We start from the raw sequence: 18825 nt of genomic DNA on the forward strand, positions 1-18825 counted from the left end.
GAGGCACATCAGGAACCTCAGGCGACCCGAGCAGGCCCCTGCAGAAAACCGGCAAATTTCGCCGCAGACACGCCGGGTGAAAACAAAAAGCCCTGGTATTCATCGCAGCCCAGCCGCAGCAGCGCTGCGCGCTGATCTTCCGTTTCAACCCCCTCGGCAATGACGGACAAGCCCATGGCCCGTGCCAGGCCAATCATGGCAGCGACGATGGCCACGTCACTGTCATCCCCCGGCAGGCCGCGCACAAAGGACTGGTCGATTTTCAGTTTGCTGATGGGGAACTTCTTCAGGTAGGCCAGGCTGGAGTAGCCGGTCCCGAAATCATCAATCGCCAGATGCACGCCCAGGGCCGCCAGTGCGCGCAGCCGCTGCAAGACCTCATCCGCATCCTGCACCAGGATGGATTCTGTGAGTTCTAGCTCCAGCAACGCGGGCGGCAAGCCAAGCTGACCCAGCACTTGCGCCACGCGCTCCACGAAGTCCGGCTGCCTGAACTGCAGCGCCGACACGTTGATCGACACCTGAAGCGGGGTGCCGGCACGCCACCAGGCGGTGGCCTGGCCGACGGCCTCGGCCAGCACCCAGGCACCGATCTGCACGATCAGTCCCGACTCTTCTGCCAGCGGGATGAACTGTCCGGGTGAGACCGCGCCCCGCTCGGGATCCGACCATCGGATCAAGGCTTCGGCGCCGATGAGACGGCCCGAGGTCAGATGAAGCTGAGGCTGGTAGTGCAAGTGAAAGGCCTGCCGCTCGATGGCCTGGCGCAGCGCCGTCTCCAGCTTCATGCGGGAGAGCATGTCCACATTCATCTGCGGGCGATAGAAGCGAATATGCCCCCGCCCTGCCCCCTTGACCTCGTACATGGCGGTGTCGGCGTGCTTGATCAGCTCGTCAAGGGTGTCGCCGTCGCCCGGGTACATGGCCACGCCGATGCTGCAGCCGATGCTGAAGTTCATGTCGTCCTGCAAAAAGGGACGGGACAGCGCCTCCAGCACACGCGAGGCAACGCGCTCTGCCCCGGCCACCTCCACGTCATGCAGGTACAGGACAAATTCATCCCCTCCGAGGCGGCACAGGGTGTCCACGTCGCGCAGACACAATCGGATGCGTTCGGCCACCTGGATCAGCACCCGGTCGCCGAACTGATGGCCCAGTGAGTCGTTGATGTTCTTGAATCGATCGAGGTCCAGGAACAACACGGCAAAGCTGACGGCATGGCGCCGCGCCATGTTCAGCGCGAAATCCACTCGTTGCGACAGCAGAAGGCGGTTGGGCAGGCCGGTGAGGGCATCGCTGTAGGCGAGTTGCTCAATGCGGCGTTGAGCTGCCTGCTGCGCGGTCAGGTCTCGGAAGAAGCCGATGCTCTGACCCAGGCCGGCCCGCTCATCATGGAGTTGGACCCAGGACAATTGCACCGGGCAACGACTGCCGTCATCACGGCACAACCAGACCTCGCCCTCCCAGAAACCCTGCTGCTCACGCCGCTGCCGGATGTGATCCATCAACGCAGGGTCAGCCGGGTCGGCAAACAAAGCCCCCGCCGCACGCCCCAGCCAGGGCGCAGTGCCGACAAACGTGTCGGCATCGGCCTGAGCCAGACGCAAAAACGCGGGATTGACCGCCATCAGGACCTCCTCGGCGGTGGCGATGAAAACGGCGTCGAGGCTGCATTCAAACACCTTGGCGGCGCGCCGAAGCTCGGCCTGAGCAGCCACCTGGTCCGTGATGTCGCGAAACGAGTAGACCCGGCCCACCGCTCGCCCCCGGCTGATCTGCGTCACGCAGGCGCGTTCAAGCACCCGGCCATCCTTCAACAACAAGGTGTCGCTCACCTGCAGGTCGGGGCTGGCGGCCAATTCGGCAAGCCGCTGCTGGTAAAGCTCAGGGTCCAGCACGGAAGCCATCAGATGGGCGTGGAGCGCGCCATCATCACGCTGGGTGTGCAGCGCTTCGGGGATCGACCAGATTTGACTGAAGCGGCGGTTGAACGCCCTCACCTCGCCACGCAGGCTGCACACCAGCATGCCATCGGCCGTCGAATCCAGGGTGGCGCGCAACTCAGCCACCAACTGCTCGAATTCATTCGTTGCGTGCTGCTCCCGACTCCGGTCCAGCATCACCACCTGGTATGCGGGTGCACCATCGGGAAGTCGTGTGAGGGTGACGCGCCGCTCGACGGGAAGCACGGAACCATCCAAGCGGCGCAGCACGGTTTCTGACCACAGCCCCGGATCCCCATCCGGCTGGACCGTGGCCCAGAAGACCATGTCTTCGGGCGAGACCGCCAGATCGGTCACCGGCCGCCCCAACACGGCCTCAGGCGCGACATGTCCCAAGAGCGCACAGGCCGCCCGGTTGACCCAGCACACAGTGAGCCCCGCCGTCTCCACCAACCAGACCGATTCCAGCAGACCCTCCAGGCTGGGCCCGGCCTGGGCGTCGGTCACTGTTCGGCTCCAGCCGGAGAAGGCGCCTCCACGGCCCGTTCAAAGAAGTAGCAGATGCGTTGGCGTGGCGACAGATAGTCCAGTGCCGCCTTGGGCAGTTGCGAGGCCTTGAGGCTGCGCTTGATGCCCAGCTCAGGGACCTGCTCCAGGTCCAGGATCAGCGCCTCGGAGCGAGGCACCATCGGATCATGCACCAGCACCCGGGGCCGCAACGGGCGGGACGAATTGACCGACACCACCAGGGCAAACCGGTCGTTCACCAACTGGACCACCGAACCCGGTGGGTACACGCCCATCATGCGGATGAAGGCACCCAGCACCGTAGTGTCGAAGCGGGCTTTCATCTGCGCAAAAATCACCGACAGCGCTTCGTGCGGGGTCAGCGCGATGGCCAGACGCGAGGGGTTGCAGAGGTTGTCATAGCGATTGACCAACGCCACGATCTTGCCCAGTGTCTCCAGGCGATCAACCTTGTGCCGCATCGGAAAGCCACTGCCATCGGCCATCTCGTGGTGCTGCGAAATGCCCTTGATCACACCCGGCGCAAGCCCCATGCGCTGCGCCAGAATCACGCCCTGTTCGACGTGCTCCTGGTACATGCGGTACTCGGCGGTAGTGAACTGGTCATCGAATGAACGCACGCGGTCAGGCAACTCAAGCTTGCCGATGTCGTGCAACATGGCCACCAAGCCCAAATCCTTCAGGGCAGCCTCTTCCAGGCCCAGGGCCTTGCCCAACAGCAGCGAGATCACCATCACATTGATGGGATGGGTGGCGCTTCGATCGCCCGACACCTCGGTCAGCAGGCGGATGACCGATTCGCCATTGGCCAGCAGCTCGGACACACAAGAGCCCACCAGTTCCTCGCTCTGACGCTTGGCGTCCTGAGGGCTCAGCCGCAGTTGCTCACCCACCTTCTTGTACTGGCGGGTGGCATCAAAGAAGCGACGCTCGCAGACCTCCAGGCAACGCTCTTGCGCCAGGCGTGCAGCCAGACGCGCCTGGCGTGCCCGGTCTGCGCCCGAGCCCTGCGGCAACGCCGGTGCCTGGTCAGGTTCTTGGGGTTCCGGCGAAGACGCATCGCCCACGGCCGGCACCGCTTGAGAGGGGGACTCATCGACTTGCACGTCGCTTCGCGCGGGCACGTACCGGATCTGGCTGAGCCCCAGCGAGCGCAGGGTCTGGATCTGCTCGTCGGAGGAGATCTTGAAACTGCCCATCGGAAAGGGATGATCCATCCAGCCGAGCTCAAGCTGCACAAACATGCCTTTGCGCAACCGCTGAATGTCGATGAGCTTGCTCTTGCTGTCTTCCATGGATTCGAAAATAGCTGACCAGAGAGTCAGTCTTACGAAACCATTATGGCGGGATTTTGAGACAACTTTTACCTCTAGCAAGTGACGCGCGACAAACCTGATTCCGATGAGACTCAGTGAACGCGTCCCAGACCTGTTACTGGCACCACTCAGCCACGCGATGGGCGACGTCCAACCACAGGGACCAACCGGCCAAAGCGCAAAGAAACAAGCCCGCCATCCGCGTGCCCCAATCCTGCCGCCAACCGTTGACCCGCTGCTGGAGCGAGCGCCAGAGCCAAGGTCCCGCCAACAAAGACACACTGCCGCCAAGGGCGAACAAGGCCATGACCAGAGCACCTTCGGCCGGCCCGCCCGCCAAACCGGCCACCAGCAGGGCCGAATAAAGCAGGCCACAAGGCATGAAGGCCCAGGCCACACCTGTCGCAAAAACGCCACTCCCACGCGCCGTCAAGGGTTGTACCCGCTGCCAGACCGAGCGGGCGGCGCCCTGCACCCAGGCCGGCTGCTCGGCCTGGATCACCAGCCAAAGCCCCCAGGCAAGAACTGCGACATGAAACAGGCTCCACACAGGTCGCAAGACAGCCGTCTTGCCACTGAGCCACGCCAACGCCCCCACGGCCACCGCGGCCAGGGCGCCGGCGCCGGCATAACCGATCAGCCGCCCAACCTGAAACAGGCATTCGCGCCCGGTGGGCAAACTGTTCAAGCGCGAACGGGCAACGGCGCCCGCCGGATCCGCAGGCAACCATTGAATCGGCTGCTCAGTCCCACCCGAGGAACGCCCCAGGGCCGTGCAGGCGGCACCGCACATGGCAACGCAATGGGGACCACCTGCCAACCCCATCAACAAGGCCGTCCATGCCAGAGAGCTCAACACCATCCGCCTCCTTGCAGACAAGCGCCAACCCGGATCCACCGGACCGAGTGACAGCGAGGCTCAGATGATGCGTGAGAAACGGGCACGGTTGCGGTCGGCCTGCAAATAGCGGTCAAAGACCATGGCGATGGCACGGATGAAGAACCAACCGTTCGGCGTGACCTCGATGCCAGAGTCATCCATGGTGAGCAGGCCATCCTTGGCCAGATCCTGCAACAGACCCATTTCGGTCGCGAAATAGCTGCGGCAGTCGATCAACCAAGCCAGATCGATCGACTCGTACACCAGTCGCCCTTGGCACATCAACGCCATGATGACGGCGCGCCGGACCAGATCGTCGCGCGACAAGGCCAAACCCCGAACGACGGGCAGGCGCCCCTGGTTGAGGTAGTCGTAATAGTCTTCCAGGGTCTTGGCGTTCTGGCTGTAAGTCGCCCCGACTCGCCCGATGGCCGATACCCCCAGACCGATCAGATCGCAATCGGGTTGGGTGCTGTAACCCTGGAAGTTGCGATGCAGACGCCCTTGGCGCTTGGCCACGGCCAGTGCGTCATTGGGCAAGGCAAAGTGATCCATGCCCACATAGACATAACCGGCCTCGATGAAGGCCGACAGCGAACGTGACAACATCGACACCTTGGCCGGCCCCCCCGGCAACTCAGCTGAAACAATGCGGCGCTGCGGCTTGAAACGCTCAGGCAGGTGCGCATAGGCATACAGGGCAATGCGGTCAGGCCGCAATTCGGTCACCTGGGCCAGGGTGCGATCAAACGATTCGGGGGTCTGCCGCGGCAGGCCATAGATCAGATCGACGTTGATCGACTCGAAACCAAGGCGACGGGCTTCCGCCACCAGATCGAACACCTGTTCTGCGGGTTGAATGCGGTGCACCGCCTTTTGAACGGCGGGATCGAAATCCTGCACCCCGAAGCTCAGCCGGTTGAAGCCCAGGCGAGCCAGGTGAGCCAGGCGATCCCGGGTAACGGTGCGTGGATCGACCTCGATGGAATACTCGCCACCGGGTGCCAGCGAAAAATTGCGCCGCAACATGGCCATGAGTTCGCTCAAGCGCTCATCGCTGAGAAAGGTGGGGCTGCCCCCGCCCAGATGCAGCTGACTGACCGCCTGACCCGTACCGATCTGCTGCACATGCAGATCGACCTCGCGCCCCAGGTAGCGCAAGTACTCATCGGCCCGCTCAGGGTGCTTGGTGATGATCTTGTTGCAGGCGCAGTAGTAGCAAAGCGACTCGCAAAAGGGAATGTGGATGTACAGGGAAAGAGGCAGAGCCAACGTTGCAGCCCCTCCACCGCGACGCTGATCCAGAGCTTGCCGGTAATCTGCTTCGGTGTAAGCCTCAACAAAGCGGTCGGCCGTAGGATAGGAGGTGTACCTGGGCCCCGGCACATCAAACCGACGCAACAGCTCTGGCGAAACGACATTCATCTGGCATTTTTCCTTCTGGACACCATAATGTGCATCAGCCAAGGAATGAGGCCTTGATGTGGATCAAGCGAGCAACGCGCACCCAAAGTCACAATTTGAGGCATATCAGGAGGAGCCATGTTTGACACACCTGTAACCAACGAGCTTACAAAACCGTTAAGCTCAAGCGCTGACTCTTCTACTAGGCGAATGAACCCACAAACCATCAAAGTTGCCTGCTCCAACTGCAATCTGCGCGAGTTGTGCATGCCCATGGGCCTGAAGCCCGAAGAACTTGAACGCATTGATGAGGTGGTGGCGATCCGGCGCAAGGTCAAGCGCGGCACGACACTGTTTCGCAATGGCGAAAAATTCACTTCGCTGTATGCGATCCGCACGGGTTTCTTCAAAACCTGCGTGGCGACCGAAGATGGGCGCGATCAGGTCACAGGCTTCCAGATGGCAGGTGAAATCATTGGCCTGGATGGCATTGTTCAAGACCACCATACCTGCGACGCCGTGGCACTCGAAGATGCTGAGGTGTGCGTGATGCCGTTTGACCGCATCGAAGAGCTGTCGCGCGAAGTGACGGCACTGCAGCACCATGTGCACAAGATCATGAGCCGCGAGATCGTTCGCGAGCACGGCGTGATGCTGTTGTTGGGCAGCATGCGTGCCGAAGAACGCCTGGCCGCCTTCTTGCTGAACCTGGTCCAGCGCCTGCACGCGCGGGGCTTCTCCCAGTCTGAGCTGGTGCTGCGCATGACGCGTGAAGAAATCGGCAGCTATCTGGGCCTGAAGCTTGAAACCGTGAGCCGCACGTTCTCCAAATTTGTGGAAGAGAACATCGTCGAGGTCAAGCAGCGCCATGTGCGCATTCTGGATACCGATGCCCTCAAGCGCATCGTGAATTCCCAGACCTGCCAATAAGATCCGGGGGCCTACCCCACTGGCCGGTGATACATCACCGACAGGCTTTGCCGCTGGGCATACAAACAGAAAAACAAACAAAAGCACCCGGCCACCCGGGTGTTTTCACATCTGAAGTTGAGGGCCAACCCAGTTGGAAGCAGGCCGCGGAAGCGGGCACGAAAGCAGGCACGAAAGCAGGCACAAATAGGCTCGTGTCTGGCCGCACCAAGCAACAGACCCACAAGGCGTCAGACGCAGGAAGCCTCTTGCTTGGGACAGCCATCGGGTCGGTCGGAACCCGGCAGCGGACAGCGATTGACCTCGAACGGCGACTGAGCCAGCAACGTGGTCAAGCCGCTGGATACGATCGCACACACCCAGAACGCAAAGAAGGCGATGGTGTAAACCCCCTGGCGAGACAACTCCACAGGTTGGCCGAACCATGACAGATCATTGGGGTCGACGACGGCAAAAACCAGTATTTCAAGCACGCCTGCCACCAAAAAGGCCGGCCAGGCGATCCACATCAAGCGCTGATTCAGCATGAGGCTCTCCGGTTGTTTGAACCATCCTAGCCCTCATCTGCCCAATCGGTAAGAGGCTTAACGCTTGGGCTCGGGAATATCCTGAGTCGGCGTGACCGCGTGGTTGCGGCCCTGCAGGGCCGGCATCATGGCTTTGGGATCCACATCGGGCAAGGTCCGGTTGATCTCGATACCGCGCTTGTAGTAATCGGCCTCAATGACCGGGTCGGGCGTGCGAATGGCGAGCCACAAAGTGACAAAGCCCGCCACCACCACAATGGCAGGACCGGAAATGATCATCCAGACATGGCCATGGGTCCACCAGGGACGCGGTGTCGGCTCAGCGGCAGAAGACTTGGAGGGGATGGAAGAGTTCATAGGGCATTGACCTCAGCGAGGCACCAGGAAAACAGATTTTTCAGACACATGGGCACCACCGGCTGCTTCGCCGACAGCGAAGTAGACCGTGTGAGACCCTGGAGGAACCGCACCATAAGGTATCTGCAGGCGCACCGGCACCCAACGCGACTGGGCCGGCTCGATGACCACCTGTTGCTCGGAGGCCACCTCCAGGCCATCCAGGCCCGTTGCCTTGATCACATAGGTCTGCTCTTTCTCGGTCGCATTCATGATCTGCAGGCGGTAGACGTTCTCAAGCTTCCCACCGGACACAATGCGCGAAAGCGCTGCCCGGTCACGCACGATGTCGACCTTGAGCGGGGTTCTGAGCACCAGACTGGCCAGCAACCCCACGGTAAGGGCCAGCAACACCACGCCATACAGAATGGTCCGCGGCCGGAACACCCGCTGCATGATCTCGGGCCGCCCCCATTGGTTGGAGACTGCGTTCTGAGTGGAGTAACGGATGAGCCCACGCGGGTAGTTCATCTTGTCCATCACGGTGTCGCACACGTCCACGCAGGCACCGCAACCAATGCATTCGTATTGCAGCCCCTTGCGGATATCGATGCCCGTCGGACAGACCTGCACACACAGACTGCAATCCACACAGGACCCCAGGCCCAGCGCCGCAGGATCGGCCTTGCGTGAACGCGAGCCACGAGGGTCACCGCGGGCCTCGTCGTAGGTGACGATCAGGGTGTCCTTGTCGAACATGGCGCTCTGGAAGCGGGCATAGGGGCACATGTATTTGCACACCTGCTCGCGCATGAAGCCGGCATTGCCATAGGTGGCAAAGCCATAGAACAGCACCCAGAAGATCTCCCAGCCCCCCATCTGAGTGGTCAGAAAGGCCATGCCCAGATCCCGGATCGGCGAAAAATAGCCCACAAAGGTGTAACCCGTCCAGACCGACAAGGTCAGCCAGACGATGTGCTTGAAGCTGCGCTTGACGATCTTTTCGAGGCTCAGCGGCGCGTCATCGAGGCGGATGCGGGCCTGGCGATCCCCTTCAATGTGGTGCTCGATCCACAGAAAGATCTCGGTGTAGACAGTTTGCGGGCAGGCATAGCCACACCAGAGTCGGCCGGCGACGGCCGTGAACAGGAACAGTGCCAAGGCCGAGATGACCAGCAAGCCTGTCAGATAGATGAAGTCCTGGGGGTAAAGAACCAGGCCAAAAATGAAAAAGCGGCGCGCACCCAAGTCAAAGAGCACGGCTTGGCGTTGCCCCCACTCCAGCCAGGGCAGCCCATAGAAAACCAGTTGCGTGAAGATCACCAGCGCCCAACGCCACTGACTGAAAAAGCCGCTGACAGAGCGGGGATGGATCTTCTGCTGGGCAGCGTACAGAGACACCAACTCGGCGCTGTCGTCGGGGGCAGCAACGATGGGAATGATTTTGCGACGATCGCCTGAGGTGGGTTCCAAACTACAGTCCCCGATCAGGCCCATCAGGGCCTCATCACGATTGAAAAGGAAAACCCGCCCGGACGTCAATCAGCGTCCGGGCGGGCGCAAGGGTCAAGCCTTACTTGGCAGCCTTGGCGGGAGCCAGGTTGGACATGCCCCACACATAGGACGCCAACACATGGATCTGAGCCGCTGTGAGCTTCTCGGCCTGGGCCGGCATCTGGTTGGTCTTGCCGTTGTTGATCATGCTGATGATCGCGGCTTCACCGTAGCCATGCAGCCAGATGTCGTCGGTCAGGTTGGCTGAACCCAGCGCCTGGTTACCCTTGCCGTCAGCGCCGTGGCAGGCAGCGCAGGCACCAAACTTGGCCTTGCCCAGCGATGCACGCAGCGAGTCATGGGGGCTGCCCGAGAGGCTCAGAACGTAGTTGGCCACGTTCTTCACGTCATCAGCCGTGCCCACGGCAGCGGCCATGGGAGGCATGTTGCCGATGCGGCCACCGGTGATGGTCTCGGTGATCTTTTCGGGCGTGCCGCCATGCAACCAATCGCCGTCGGTCAGGTTCGGGAAGCCCTTGCTGCCGCGGGCGTCAGAGCCGTGGCACTGAGCGCAGTTGTTCATGAACAGACGCTCGCCAATCGCCACAGCCTGCGGGTCCTTGGCCACATCTTCCACAGACATGCTGGTGAAGCGTGCGTACAGGGGCTCGAGCTCTTTGTTGGCCTTGGCCACTTCCTTCTCGTACTCATTGGCGGTCGACCAGCCGAGCTTGCCGGCAAAGTCACCCAGGCCCGGGTAGAACGTGAGGTAGCCCAGGCCAAAGACCACGGTGATGATGAACAGGCCCACCCACCACAGGGGCAGTGGGTTGTTCATTTCACGCAGGTCCTCATCCCAGATGTGGCCAGTGGTGTTGTCCGCCGTGGCGGCCACTTTCTTGCGGGACGCGATCCACAGCAGCAACAGGCAGGCAAGAATGCCCCCCAGTGTCACTGCCGACACGTACACCGACCAGAAGTTGCTTGTGAAGTCACTCATGGTGCTCTCTCGTTCTGTGTTCAGTCTTGATCAAAGGGAAGCTGTGCAGCCTCCTGGAAACCTGCGGCATTGCGGCGCGAGAAGGCCCACACCATGATGCCGACAAAGGTCACGAAGCAGGCCAGCGTGGCTGCAATGCGAAGGGTGGTGATGTCCATCACGACTCCTTACTTGAGGGCACGACCCAAGGATTGCAGATAGGCCACGAGCGCGTCCTGTTCGGTCTTGCCCTTGACTTCGTCACCACCGGCAGCGATCTGCTCGTCGGTGTAAGGCACGCCCACAGTGCGCAAGGCCTTCATGCGAGGAGCCACCACAGCGGGATCGATGGTGGACTTGTCCAGCCAGGAGTAAGCCGGCATGTTGGACTCAGGCACCACGTCACGCGGGTTGTTCAAGTGGATGCGATGCCATTCATCGCTGTACTTGCCGCCCACACGTTGCAGATCGGGACCGGTACGCTTGCTACCCCATTGGAAGGGGTGGTCATACACGAACTCGCCAGCCACCGAGTAGTGGCCATAACGCAGGGTTTCAGCGCGGAACGGACGAATCATCTGCGAATGGCAGTTGTAGCAGCCTTCGCGGATGTAGATGTCGCGGCCCACCAGTTGGAGGGCGGTGTAAGGCTGCACGCCCTTCACCGGCTCGGTAGTCGACTTCTGGAAGAACAGCGGAACGATTTCGACCAGACCACCGACCGCCACCACCAGCAGGATCAGAACGATCATGAGGAAGTTGCTGGTTTCGATGCGCTCATGCGAGAAGGCGCCGGGAGCCGCTTGATTTGCGTTGTGTTGACTCATGGTTTTTCTCTCCTCAAGCGTGGGCGACCACAGCAGGCACCGGGGTGTCGACCGAGCGACCCGAGATGGCAGTCATCCAGGTGTTCCAGAGCATGACGATCATGCCGCCCAGGTACAGCAGACCACCGGACACGCGGATCACGTAGAACGGGAAGGTCGCCTTGACGCCTTCAACAAAGGTGTAGGTCAGCGTGCCGTCGGCATTGATGGCGCGCCACATCAGACCCTGCATCACGCCGGCAATCCACATCGCAGCGATGTACAGCACGATGCCGATGGTGGCCGTCCAGAAGTGCACTTCAATGGCCTTCACCGAGTACATGGTCTTCTTGCCGAACAGACGCGGGATCAGGTAGTAGAGCGAACCCATGGAGATCAAGCCCACCCAGCCCAGGGCGCCCGAGTGCACGTGGCCCACGGTCCAGTCGGTGTAGTGACTCAGGGCGTTGACGGTCTTGATGGACATCATCGGGCCTTCGAAGGTGCTCATGCCGTAGAACGACAGGGACACGATCAGGAAGCGCAGGACGGGGTCGTCACGCAGTTTGTGCCAGGCACCCGACAGGGTCATGATGCCGTTGATCATGCCGCCCCAGCTCGGAGCCAGCAGAATCAGCGAGAACACCATACCGACCGATTGGGTCCAGTCAGGCAGAGCCGTGTAGTGCAGGTGGTGAGGACCCGCCCACATGTAGGTGAAGATCAGCGCCCAGAAGTGGACGATGGACAGGCGATACGAGTAGACCGGACGGCCAGCCTGCTTGGGGATGAAGTAATACATCATGCCCAGGAAGCCTGCGGTCAGGAAAAAGCCCACCGCATTGTGACCGTACCACCACTGCACCATGGCGTCTTGCACACCGGCGTAGGCCGAGTACGACTTCATGAAGCCAGCCGGCACTTCAGCACTGTTGACCAGGTGAAGGATGGCCACCGCAATGATGAAGGCGCCATAGAACCAGTTCGCCACATAGATGTGACGCACCTTGCGCATGCCGACCGTGCCGAAGAACACAATGGCGTAAGACACCCACACCAGCGTGATCAGGATGTCGATCGGCCACTCAAGTTCAGCGTACTCCTTGCCGGTGGTGTAACCCAGAGGCAGGCTGATGGCCGCCGCCAGAATCACCAATTGCCAGCCCCAGAACGTGAACGCCGCCAAGGGACCCGCGAACAGACGGACCTGGCAGGTTCGCTGCACCACGTAGTAGCTGGTGGCAAACAGCGCACAACCACCGAACGCGAAAATCACGGCGTTGGTGTGCAAAGGTCGCAAGCGACCATAACTGAGCCATGGAATGCCTAAATTGAGTTCGGGCCAAGCAAGCTGGGCGGCGATCACAACGCCCACCAGCATGCCAACCACCCCCCAGACCACCGCCATGATTGAGAACTGCCTGACCACGGTGTCGTTGTACAGGGCAGCTTGTGTATTGGATGACTTCATCGGTTACCTCTAAGTTGCTGATCGAGTGTCAGAGCGAACGTGCACAGGTGCATTGACGTGCGTCAATCGTTCCTGAGAATCCGCTCTCCCTCCTGCTCCACGCCCTCAAATTGCCCATGGTGGATTGCCCACCACAGGCCCCCCAGAATCAGCAGCACCAAGGCCACCGAAAGCGGAATAAGCAGAAAAAGAATATCCATCATGGGCTCCGCAAAGACAGGCTGGGCAAAGACAGGCGGGCCGCGTTGAGCACCACGATCAGTGAACTCAAGGCCATGCCCAGGCCGGCCAACCAGGCAGGCAACCAGCCCACCACCGCCAGGGGCACACAGATCGCGTTGTAGCCTGCTGCCCAGATCAGGTTTTGGCGGACCACACGCAAGGTGCGACGGGCCAGCGCCACGGTGTCGGGCAAACGCGACAATTGCCCGCCCATCACCACAAAATCGGAACGGGAACGTGCCAACGGGACTGCGTTGCCAAAAGCAAAAGAAACATGCGCACCGGCGAGCACCGGACCATCATTGAGCCCATCACCCACCATCGCCACATGATGCCCTTCACGCTGGGCCTCGCGCATGATCGCCAGCTTGTCGGCCGGGGCACAGTCGCCATGAAAGCGGGCAATACCGACCTGGCCCGCCACCCGCCCGGCCGACGCGGCACGATCACCCGAAAGCAGGGCCACCCCCACGCCCTGCGCCTGCAGGTGACGCACGGCCTCGGCGGCATCCTCTCGCACGTCTTCCCGCAGTTCAAAGGTGGCCAACCAACCTTGCTCATCGGCCAGGTAGACCTGCTGCAGGTCCCCTGCCCGGTCGACCTCCGCAGCGCTCAGGCCGCACCAACTGGCCGAACCCAGTCGGTAGCTGGCTTCACCTCGGCCCATCAGATCGGCCCGCCCCTCCAGCCCGGAGCCTGAAACCTCTCGCACCTTTGCCAGCACGGCGGGAGACAAGTCTTCAGGCGCCGCCCCCTCCTTGCGCAACGACGGGATCAATCCCAGGGCAGCATGAACGGAGCGCGACACAGGATGCAGCGAATGCGCCGCCAAACCACGGGCCAGTCGCAGCGCCATCAAAGGCTCAACACCAGGCCGCACGCGCATGGCCTGCACCGTCATGCCATCGCGGGTCAACGTGCCCGTCTTGTCAAAGACAAACTGATCCACTTCGGCCAGGGCTTCCAGCGCCTGCAGATTGCGCACCAGCACACCTTGGCGTGCCAAGGCCCCCGCCGCAGCCAACATGGCGGCCGGGGTGGCCAACGACAAAGCACAAGGGCATGTGACGATCAGCACGGCCACGGCCACCATCAGCGCTCGCCCCGGATCAACCGACCACCACCAGGCAGCGGACAGCACCGCCGCGGCCAGCACGGCCAACAAAAATGGACGGGCCAGCCGGTCTGCCAGCAAGGCCAGGCGAGGCTTGTCCATGGAGGCGTGCTCCATCATCGAGACAATCTCGGCAAAGCGGGTCTCAGCCCCCAGGCGTGCCACACGCACCAGCACAGGTGCCGACAGATTGTGGCTGCCCGCCGTCACCAATGAGCCTGTGGCATGACGCACCGGACGCGACTCGCCGGTGAGCAAAGCCTCGTCGACCAGGGTCTCGCCCTCCAGCACCTCGCCATCGGCCGGAAAGCCCTCGCCGGGCAGCACACGGACCACATCCCCCACCCCCAGACGGCGCACCGCCACGCGCTCGAACAACCCATCAGCGCCACGGCGCTCCACGCTGTCTGGCAAGCGGTTCATCAAGGCTTCCAGGGCCCCCGCCGTGCGATCCCTCAGGCGCAGCTCCATCCAGCGGCCGGTGAGCAAAAAGAACACGAACATGGTCAGTGAGTCGTAATAGACCTCATGGCCCAAGGGACCGCTGGCATCGAAGGTGGCCGCCGAACTGACCACGAAGGTGACCGCCATGCCCAGGGCGACCGGAAAATCCATGCTGATGCGGCGCTGCCGCACGTCACGCCATGCATTTCGGAAAAACGGGCTGCACGAAAACAGCATCACCGGCAAGGTCAGCACCCAGGAGGCCCAGCGCAACAGTTGCGCCATGTCGTCGGTCATGTCACCCGGATTGGCCACGTAGGCTGGCCACGCGTACATCATGACCTGCATCATGCAAAAGCCTGCCACACCCAGGCGCCACAGCGCACGCCGTTGCTCCTGCTGACGCAACTCCACGGTGAAGGCATCGCGCGCCGGCAGGGCACGATACCCGGCAGACCCCACGGCCGACATCCAGCGAGACGGCAAGACCTGGGCAGGCTGCCACACCACGCGCGCACGGTGCGTGGCCGCATTGACCTGCGCCTCCACAACGCCCGGCACCGCCAGCAAGGCCTGCTCGATGGTCAACGCGCAAGCGGCACAGTGCATGCCCTCCAGCACCACCTGAGACTCCCAAGGGCCCGATGCGGCCGCAGCGGATGGCACCTCGGAGGGCCCGGTGTCATCGCATCGGCGACCAAACACCGGCCATTCATGGGGATCGTCCAGCAAACCCAGTCGCTCGGATTCGCGGGCAGCCGCACGCCCCACCGGCTGGGCTTCCGTCGGGGGCGCCAGCAGGTCAAGCGAAGAAAGGGGCACGGGGCTTGCGGAAATCATGAGCTTGAGCCTAACCGCGATTCTGTGTCACCCTCTTGATTCAGATCAAGCCAAAAAATGCGCTCGATCGCTAATCTGACCTCTACTGAAGCCCAAGGAGATCCTCATGTACAAGCGAATTCTTGTTGCAACCGACGGTTCCAAACTGTCTCAGAAGGCCGTCAAGACCGGCATTGACCTGGCCACGCTGGCGGGTGCCGAACTGGTGGCCGTCAAGGTGGTGCCGCGTTACCCGCAAAGCTACTTCGAGGGTTCGGTGCCGTTGAGCGTCGACGAAGTGGGCCGCATCGAAAAGGAATGGACCGATCACGGTCAGGCGGTGGTGGATGCCGTCAAGAAGGCCGCCACCGAAAACGGGCTCAAGGCCAAATCGGTCGTCGTCAAGTCCGACCTGATCGCCGAAGCCCTGTTGGCCGCCGCCAAGAAACACAAGTGCGACCTGATCGTGATGGCTTCGCATGGTCGCAAAGGCATCAAGCGCCTGCTGCTGGGCAGCGAAACGCAACAGGTGCTGACCCACTCCACCATCCCGGTGCTGGTGCTGCGCTGAGCACAACTCACCGGTGGCCCGCCGGCCCTCAGGCCGGCAGAGGCCACTGAAGCCTCAGGGGTAGGTGCCCTGGCAGCTGCCGGGCAGGTATTTGGCTTCAATGGTGGTGTGGCCCTTGATCGGCGTGCTGCCCTCCCGTGCGCCACAGGCCCAGCCGTGCAGTTGTGCACCGCCAGCAGTGACGCCACTCAATGCCTCGAATGAATGGGCGTCGCCTTTGGTGACAACCGGCGTGATTGTCAAAACTCGGCTGGCCTCCCCAAGTCTGGCAAGCGTCACTGGGTTGCCCGTGATGACGATCTCACCATTCTTATCGACGGCAACCGATTCCACATACTTGGTGGCTTGTGGTTGGCACGCCCTTGCGAAACGCGCCCCCAGGTCAGCGTCTGGCGCGGTCTGAACCAGTTCACTGACCCCAAATCGGCACGGCGCAGCCGCCAAAATCAACTCCGTCACCTTGGTGCGAGTCGTGTAGTCCTGGTACGCCGGCAAGGCCACCGCCGCCATGATGCCGACGATGGCCACCACAATCATCAGCTCGATCAGCGTGAAGCCACTTTGTGCATGCTGTCTCATATTGCCTCCTTGTGTTGAACGGCCCCACAGGAGCGATCTGCCCCAGGGCTGGGTTCACAAGGTAGTCAAATACGGCGCCTTCCAGGCTGCAGGCTGTAACACCGCTGGCATCCCGTCACTTGCCGCGCCACACCATCTTGAGCGCCCGACGGGATTCCAGGAAAGATGAGACGGGAGGACCAAGACGCCTGCCGACATCGATCAACCGTTGACACGAGACGGAATGCCCCGTCGACGGGGCCGGGCGTGTCACACCCTTTGGCAGAAATTACAGAGACAAGCTGTGGTCAAGGGTCTGCGACCCAGGCCTCAATGAAAAATCCCCGCACAAGGCGGGGATCAAGCGGCTCAGCTCAGGACGAGATCAATAGGTTTCGTCGAGTTGGGTCAGGATGGCCGGGTTCTCCAGCGTGCTGGTGTCCTGGGTGATGGTCTCGCCCTTGGCCAGGCTGCGCAGCAGGCGGCGCATGATTTTGCCCGACCGGGTTTTGGGCAGGTTCTCGCCAAAGCGGATGTCCTTGGGTTTGGCAATGGGGCCGATTTCCTTGGCCACGTGGTCGCGCAACTGCTTGGCGATGGCCTTGGCCTCGTCGCCCACGGGGCGCGGGCGCTTCAGCACCACGAAGGCGCAGATGGCCTCGCCGGTGGTGTCGTCAGGGCGGCCCACCACGGCGGCCTCGGCCACCAGTTCGGTGCAGCTGACCAGGGCAGACTCGATCTCCATGGTGCCCATGCGGTGACCCGACACGTTCAGCACGTCGTCGATGCGACCCGTGATCGTGAAGTAGCCTGTTTTCTCGTCGCGGATGGCACCGTCGCCGGCCAGGTAGTACTTGCCCTGGAAGTCGGCGGGGTAGTAGCTCTTCACGAAACGGTCCGGATCGCCCCAGATGGTACGGATCATCGAAGGCCATGGCTTCTTGACCACCAGGATGCCGCCCTGCCCGTTGGGCACATCCTTGCCGGTTTCATCCACGATGGCGGCCTGGATGCCCGGGAAAGGCAGGGTGCACGAACCCGGCACCATGGGCGTCACGCCAGGCAGCGGAGTGATCATGTGGCCGCCGGTCTCGGTCTGCCAGAAGGTGTCGACGATGGGGCAACGGTTGCCGCCGACTTCGCGGTAGTACCACTCCCAGGCCGCCGGGTTGATCGGCTCGCCCACCGAACCCAGCAGACGCAGGCTGCTGAGATCGTAGCTCTTGGGGTGCACTGCAGCGTTGGCCTCGGCCGCCTTGATCAAGGAGCGGATGGCCGTCGGCGCGGTGTAGAAGATGCTGACCTTGTGGTCCTGGATCATCTTCCAGAAACGGCCGGCGTCGGGGTAGGTGGGCACACCTTCAAAGACGATCTCTGTGCCGCCAAGCGCCAACGGGCCATAGGTGATGTAACTGTGGCCGGTCACCCAGCCAATGTCGGCCGTGCACCAGAACACGTCGTCGGCCTTCAGGTCGAAGGTCCACTTGGTGGTCAAGGCGGCATGCAGCAGGTAGCCGCCGGTGGAGTGCTGAACGCCCTTGGGCTTGCCGGTGGAGCCCGAGGTGTAGAGCAGGAACAGGGGGTGCTCGGCCTCGACCCATTCCGGTTCGCAGGTCGTGGGCTGCTTGTCCGCCACATCCGCCATCCACAGGTCGCGGCCCGCGGTCATGGCGATGTCGGCACCCGTGCGCTTCACCACGAGAACGTTCTGCACGGACTCGCAGCCACCCAGTGCCAGGGCCTCGTCGACGATGGCCTTGAGAGGCAGGTGCTTGCCACCACGCACCTGCTGGTCGGCGGTGATGATGGCCTTGGCGCCGGTGTCCTGCACGCGGTCCCGCACCGATTGGGCAGAGAAGCCACCAAACACCACCGAGTGGATGGCGCCAATGCGGGCACAGGCCTGCATGGCGGCCACACCGTCGATCGACATCGAGATGTAAATGATGACGCGGTCGCCCTTGCCGATGCCAACCGACTTCAGGGCATTGGCAATCTGGCAGGTCTTGGCCAGCAGGTCGGCGTACGAGATCTTGGTGACCTCACCGCCGTCGGCTTCGAAGATCAGCGCGGTCTTGTCGCCCAGGCCACGCTCAATGTTGCGATCCAGGCAGTTGTAGGAGGCATTCAGCGTGCCATCAGCAAACCACTTGAAAAAGGGGGCATTGCTCTCATCAAGCACCTGGGTGAAGGGCGTCTTCCAGGTGATGAGTTCCTTGGCAAGCCGACCCCAGTAGCCCTGGTAGTCGGTTTCGGCTTCTTTGCACAGCGCCTCATAGGCGGCCATGCCTGACACGTGGGCGTTCTTGACGAACGCCTCGCTGGGCAGATACACGGCGGCGTTGTCGCCTGCTTGGGGGTTGGCACTCATGCTTGTCTCCTTCGGTTCGATAGGGCTATTTGCGCGTAAATGTGACCCTTGGCCCTTACAGCGCTCTGACTGGCGTCAAGCTTACAGCCGCTCAACAGCGGGGTTGCTGACA

Annotated in this window: 17 protein-coding genes; 2 read left to right on the forward strand and 15 right to left on the reverse strand. The window is 62.0% G+C overall.

Translation table 11 applies throughout. The annotated features are described in order from the left end of the window. Positions 1-17: 17 nt before the first annotated feature. The 4 genes from AC07VS_RS22970 to hemN form a co-directional block, all read right to left on the reverse strand. The gene (locus AC07VS_RS22970) at positions 18-2450 is read right to left on the reverse strand and encodes a sensor domain-containing protein (RefSeq protein ID WP_494752121.1); all 2433 of its coding nucleotides are present in this window, start codon (positions 2448-2450) and stop codon (positions 18-20) included. After that, positions 2447-3766, reverse strand: a complete 1320-nt coding sequence (locus AC07VS_RS22975) for a cyclic di-GMP phosphodiesterase (RefSeq protein WP_494658631.1) — start codon at positions 3764-3766, stop codon at positions 2447-2449. The genes AC07VS_RS22970 and AC07VS_RS22975 overlap by 4 nt, the downstream gene beginning before the upstream one ends. Before the next feature lie 136 nt (positions 3767-3902). Then, the gene (locus AC07VS_RS22980; RefSeq protein WP_494658632.1) at positions 3903-4649 is read right to left on the reverse strand and encodes a sulfite exporter TauE/SafE family protein; all 747 of its coding nucleotides are present in this window, start codon (positions 4647-4649) and stop codon (positions 3903-3905) included. 57 nt (positions 4650-4706) lie between these two features. Next, positions 4707-6092 carry an oxygen-independent coproporphyrinogen III oxidase gene (gene hemN, locus AC07VS_RS22985; protein WP_492346190.1) on the reverse strand — a complete coding sequence of 462 codons (1386 nt, stop codon included), beginning with the start codon at positions 6090-6092 and terminating at the stop codon, positions 4707-4709. A 117-nt stretch (positions 6093-6209) separates the two neighbouring features. Here hemN and fnr point away from each other — a divergent pair, with 117 nt between their 5' ends. Then, positions 6210-7001, forward strand: a complete 792-nt coding sequence (fnr, locus tag AC07VS_RS22990) for a fumarate/nitrate reduction transcriptional regulator Fnr (RefSeq protein ID WP_492346189.1) — start codon at positions 6210-6212, stop codon at positions 6999-7001. Between the two features lie 230 nt (positions 7002-7231). Here the strand turns inward: fnr and AC07VS_RS22995 are convergent, their stop codons facing one another. The 9 genes from AC07VS_RS22995 to AC07VS_RS23035 all read right to left on the reverse strand — a co-directional run bounded on the left by AC07VS_RS22995 (position 7232) and on the right by AC07VS_RS23035 (position 15234). Further along, positions 7232-7528: a hypothetical protein gene (locus AC07VS_RS22995; protein ID WP_492346188.1), complete on the reverse strand. Its 297-nt coding sequence runs from the start codon at positions 7526-7528 to the stop codon at positions 7232-7234. Between the two features lie 57 nt (positions 7529-7585). Continuing rightward, positions 7586-7885, reverse strand: a complete 300-nt coding sequence (locus AC07VS_RS23000; protein ID WP_492346187.1) for a FixH family protein — start codon at positions 7883-7885, stop codon at positions 7586-7588. Positions 7886-7897: 12 nt separating this feature from the next. Next, the gene (ccoG, locus tag AC07VS_RS23005; protein ID WP_492346186.1) at positions 7898-9361 is read right to left on the reverse strand and encodes a cytochrome c oxidase accessory protein CcoG; all 1464 of its coding nucleotides are present in this window, start codon (positions 9359-9361) and stop codon (positions 7898-7900) included. Positions 9362-9437: 76 nt separating this feature from the next. After that, positions 9438-10358, reverse strand: coding sequence for a cytochrome-c oxidase, cbb3-type subunit III (gene ccoP, locus AC07VS_RS23010; protein ID WP_492346185.1), 921 nt, complete (start codon positions 10356-10358; stop codon positions 9438-9440). 20 nt (positions 10359-10378) lie between these two features. After that, positions 10379-10516 (reverse strand): cbb3-type cytochrome oxidase subunit 3, encoded by a 138-nt coding sequence (locus AC07VS_RS23015; RefSeq protein ID WP_027476917.1) that lies wholly within the window; start codon positions 10514-10516, stop codon positions 10379-10381. Positions 10517-10525: 9 nt separating this feature from the next. After that, complete coding sequence (gene ccoO / locus AC07VS_RS23020; RefSeq protein ID WP_019573067.1) at positions 10526-11164, reverse strand: cytochrome-c oxidase, cbb3-type subunit II; 639 nt, start codon at positions 11162-11164, stop codon at positions 10526-10528. 13 nt (positions 11165-11177) lie between these two features. Then, positions 11178-12614: a cytochrome-c oxidase, cbb3-type subunit I gene (gene ccoN, locus AC07VS_RS23025; RefSeq protein ID WP_492346184.1), complete on the reverse strand. Its 1437-nt coding sequence runs from the start codon at positions 12612-12614 to the stop codon at positions 11178-11180. A gap of 62 nt (positions 12615-12676) precedes the next feature. Beyond that, positions 12677-12814, reverse strand: a complete 138-nt coding sequence (gene ccoS / locus AC07VS_RS23030) for a cbb3-type cytochrome oxidase assembly protein CcoS (protein ID WP_027476915.1) — start codon at positions 12812-12814, stop codon at positions 12677-12679. Continuing rightward, positions 12814-15234 carry a heavy metal translocating P-type ATPase gene (locus AC07VS_RS23035; protein ID WP_492346183.1) on the reverse strand — a complete coding sequence of 807 codons (2421 nt, stop codon included), beginning with the start codon at positions 15232-15234 and terminating at the stop codon, positions 12814-12816. Before AC07VS_RS23035 ends, ccoS begins: the two co-directional genes overlap by 1 nt. Positions 15235-15340: 106 nt before the next feature. Here AC07VS_RS23035 and AC07VS_RS23040 point away from each other — a divergent pair, with 106 nt between their 5' ends. Then, a complete protein-coding gene (locus tag AC07VS_RS23040; RefSeq protein WP_492346182.1) occupies positions 15341-15784 on the forward strand; it encodes a universal stress protein in 444 nt (147 codons plus the stop codon). Positions 15785-15838: 54 nt separating this feature from the next. On the opposite strand, the gene AC07VS_RS23045 is transcribed toward AC07VS_RS23040, so the two are convergent. Continuing rightward, positions 15839-16363: a pilin gene (locus AC07VS_RS23045; RefSeq protein WP_494752122.1), complete on the reverse strand. Its 525-nt coding sequence runs from the start codon at positions 16361-16363 to the stop codon at positions 15839-15841. Between the two features lie 364 nt (positions 16364-16727). After that, positions 16728-18713, reverse strand: a complete 1986-nt coding sequence (acs, locus tag AC07VS_RS23050) for an acetate--CoA ligase (RefSeq protein WP_492346180.1) — start codon at positions 18711-18713, stop codon at positions 16728-16730. Positions 18714-18825 lie beyond the last annotated feature (112 nt).

The organism is Curvibacter sp. GW821-FHT01G03, assembly GCF_059422285.1.

Excerpts from the sequence above, each read along its gene's own strand:
- AC07VS_RS23035 (WP_492346183.1), bottom strand. The coding sequence starts at position 15,234 with ATGATTTCCGCAAGCCCCGTGCCCCTTTCTTCGCTTGACCTGCTGGCG.
- ccoP (WP_492346185.1), bottom strand. The coding sequence starts at position 10,358 with ATGAGTGACTTCACAAGCAACTTCTGGTCGGTGTACGTGTCGGCAGTG.
- AC07VS_RS22995 (WP_492346188.1), bottom strand. The coding sequence starts at position 7,528 with ATGCTGAATCAGCGCTTGATGTGGATCGCCTGGCCGGCCTTTTTGGTG.
- ccoG (WP_492346186.1), bottom strand. The coding sequence starts at position 9,361 with ATGGGCCTGATCGGGGACTGTAGTTTGGAACCCACCTCAGGCGATCGT.
- AC07VS_RS23015 (WP_027476917.1), bottom strand. The coding sequence starts at position 10,516 with ATGGACATCACCACCCTTCGCATTGCAGCCACGCTGGCCTGCTTCGTG.
- AC07VS_RS22980 (WP_494658632.1), bottom strand. The coding sequence starts at position 4,649 with ATGGTGTTGAGCTCTCTGGCATGGACGGCCTTGTTGATGGGGTTGGCA.
- acs (WP_492346180.1), bottom strand. The coding sequence starts at position 18,713 with ATGAGTGCCAACCCCCAAGCAGGCGACAACGCCGCCGTGTATCTGCCC.
- AC07VS_RS23045 (WP_494752122.1), bottom strand. The coding sequence starts at position 16,363 with ATGAGACAGCATGCACAAAGTGGCTTCACGCTGATCGAGCTGATGATT.
- fnr (WP_492346189.1), top strand. The coding sequence starts at position 6,210 with ATGTTTGACACACCTGTAACCAACGAGCTTACAAAACCGTTAAGCTCA.
- ccoN (WP_492346184.1), bottom strand. The coding sequence starts at position 12,614 with ATGAAGTCATCCAATACACAAGCTGCCCTGTACAACGACACCGTGGTC.
- hemN (WP_492346190.1), bottom strand. The coding sequence starts at position 6,092 with ATGAATGTCGTTTCGCCAGAGCTGTTGCGTCGGTTTGATGTGCCGGGG.
- ccoO (WP_019573067.1), bottom strand. The coding sequence starts at position 11,164 with ATGAGTCAACACAACGCAAATCAAGCGGCTCCCGGCGCCTTCTCGCAT.
- AC07VS_RS22975 (WP_494658631.1), bottom strand. The coding sequence starts at position 3,766 with ATGGAAGACAGCAAGAGCAAGCTCATCGACATTCAGCGGTTGCGCAAA.
- ccoS (WP_027476915.1), bottom strand. The coding sequence starts at position 12,814 with ATGGATATTCTTTTTCTGCTTATTCCGCTTTCGGTGGCCTTGGTGCTG.
- AC07VS_RS23000 (WP_492346187.1), bottom strand. The coding sequence starts at position 7,885 with ATGAACTCTTCCATCCCCTCCAAGTCTTCTGCCGCTGAGCCGACACCG.
- AC07VS_RS23040 (WP_492346182.1), top strand. The coding sequence starts at position 15,341 with ATGTACAAGCGAATTCTTGTTGCAACCGACGGTTCCAAACTGTCTCAG.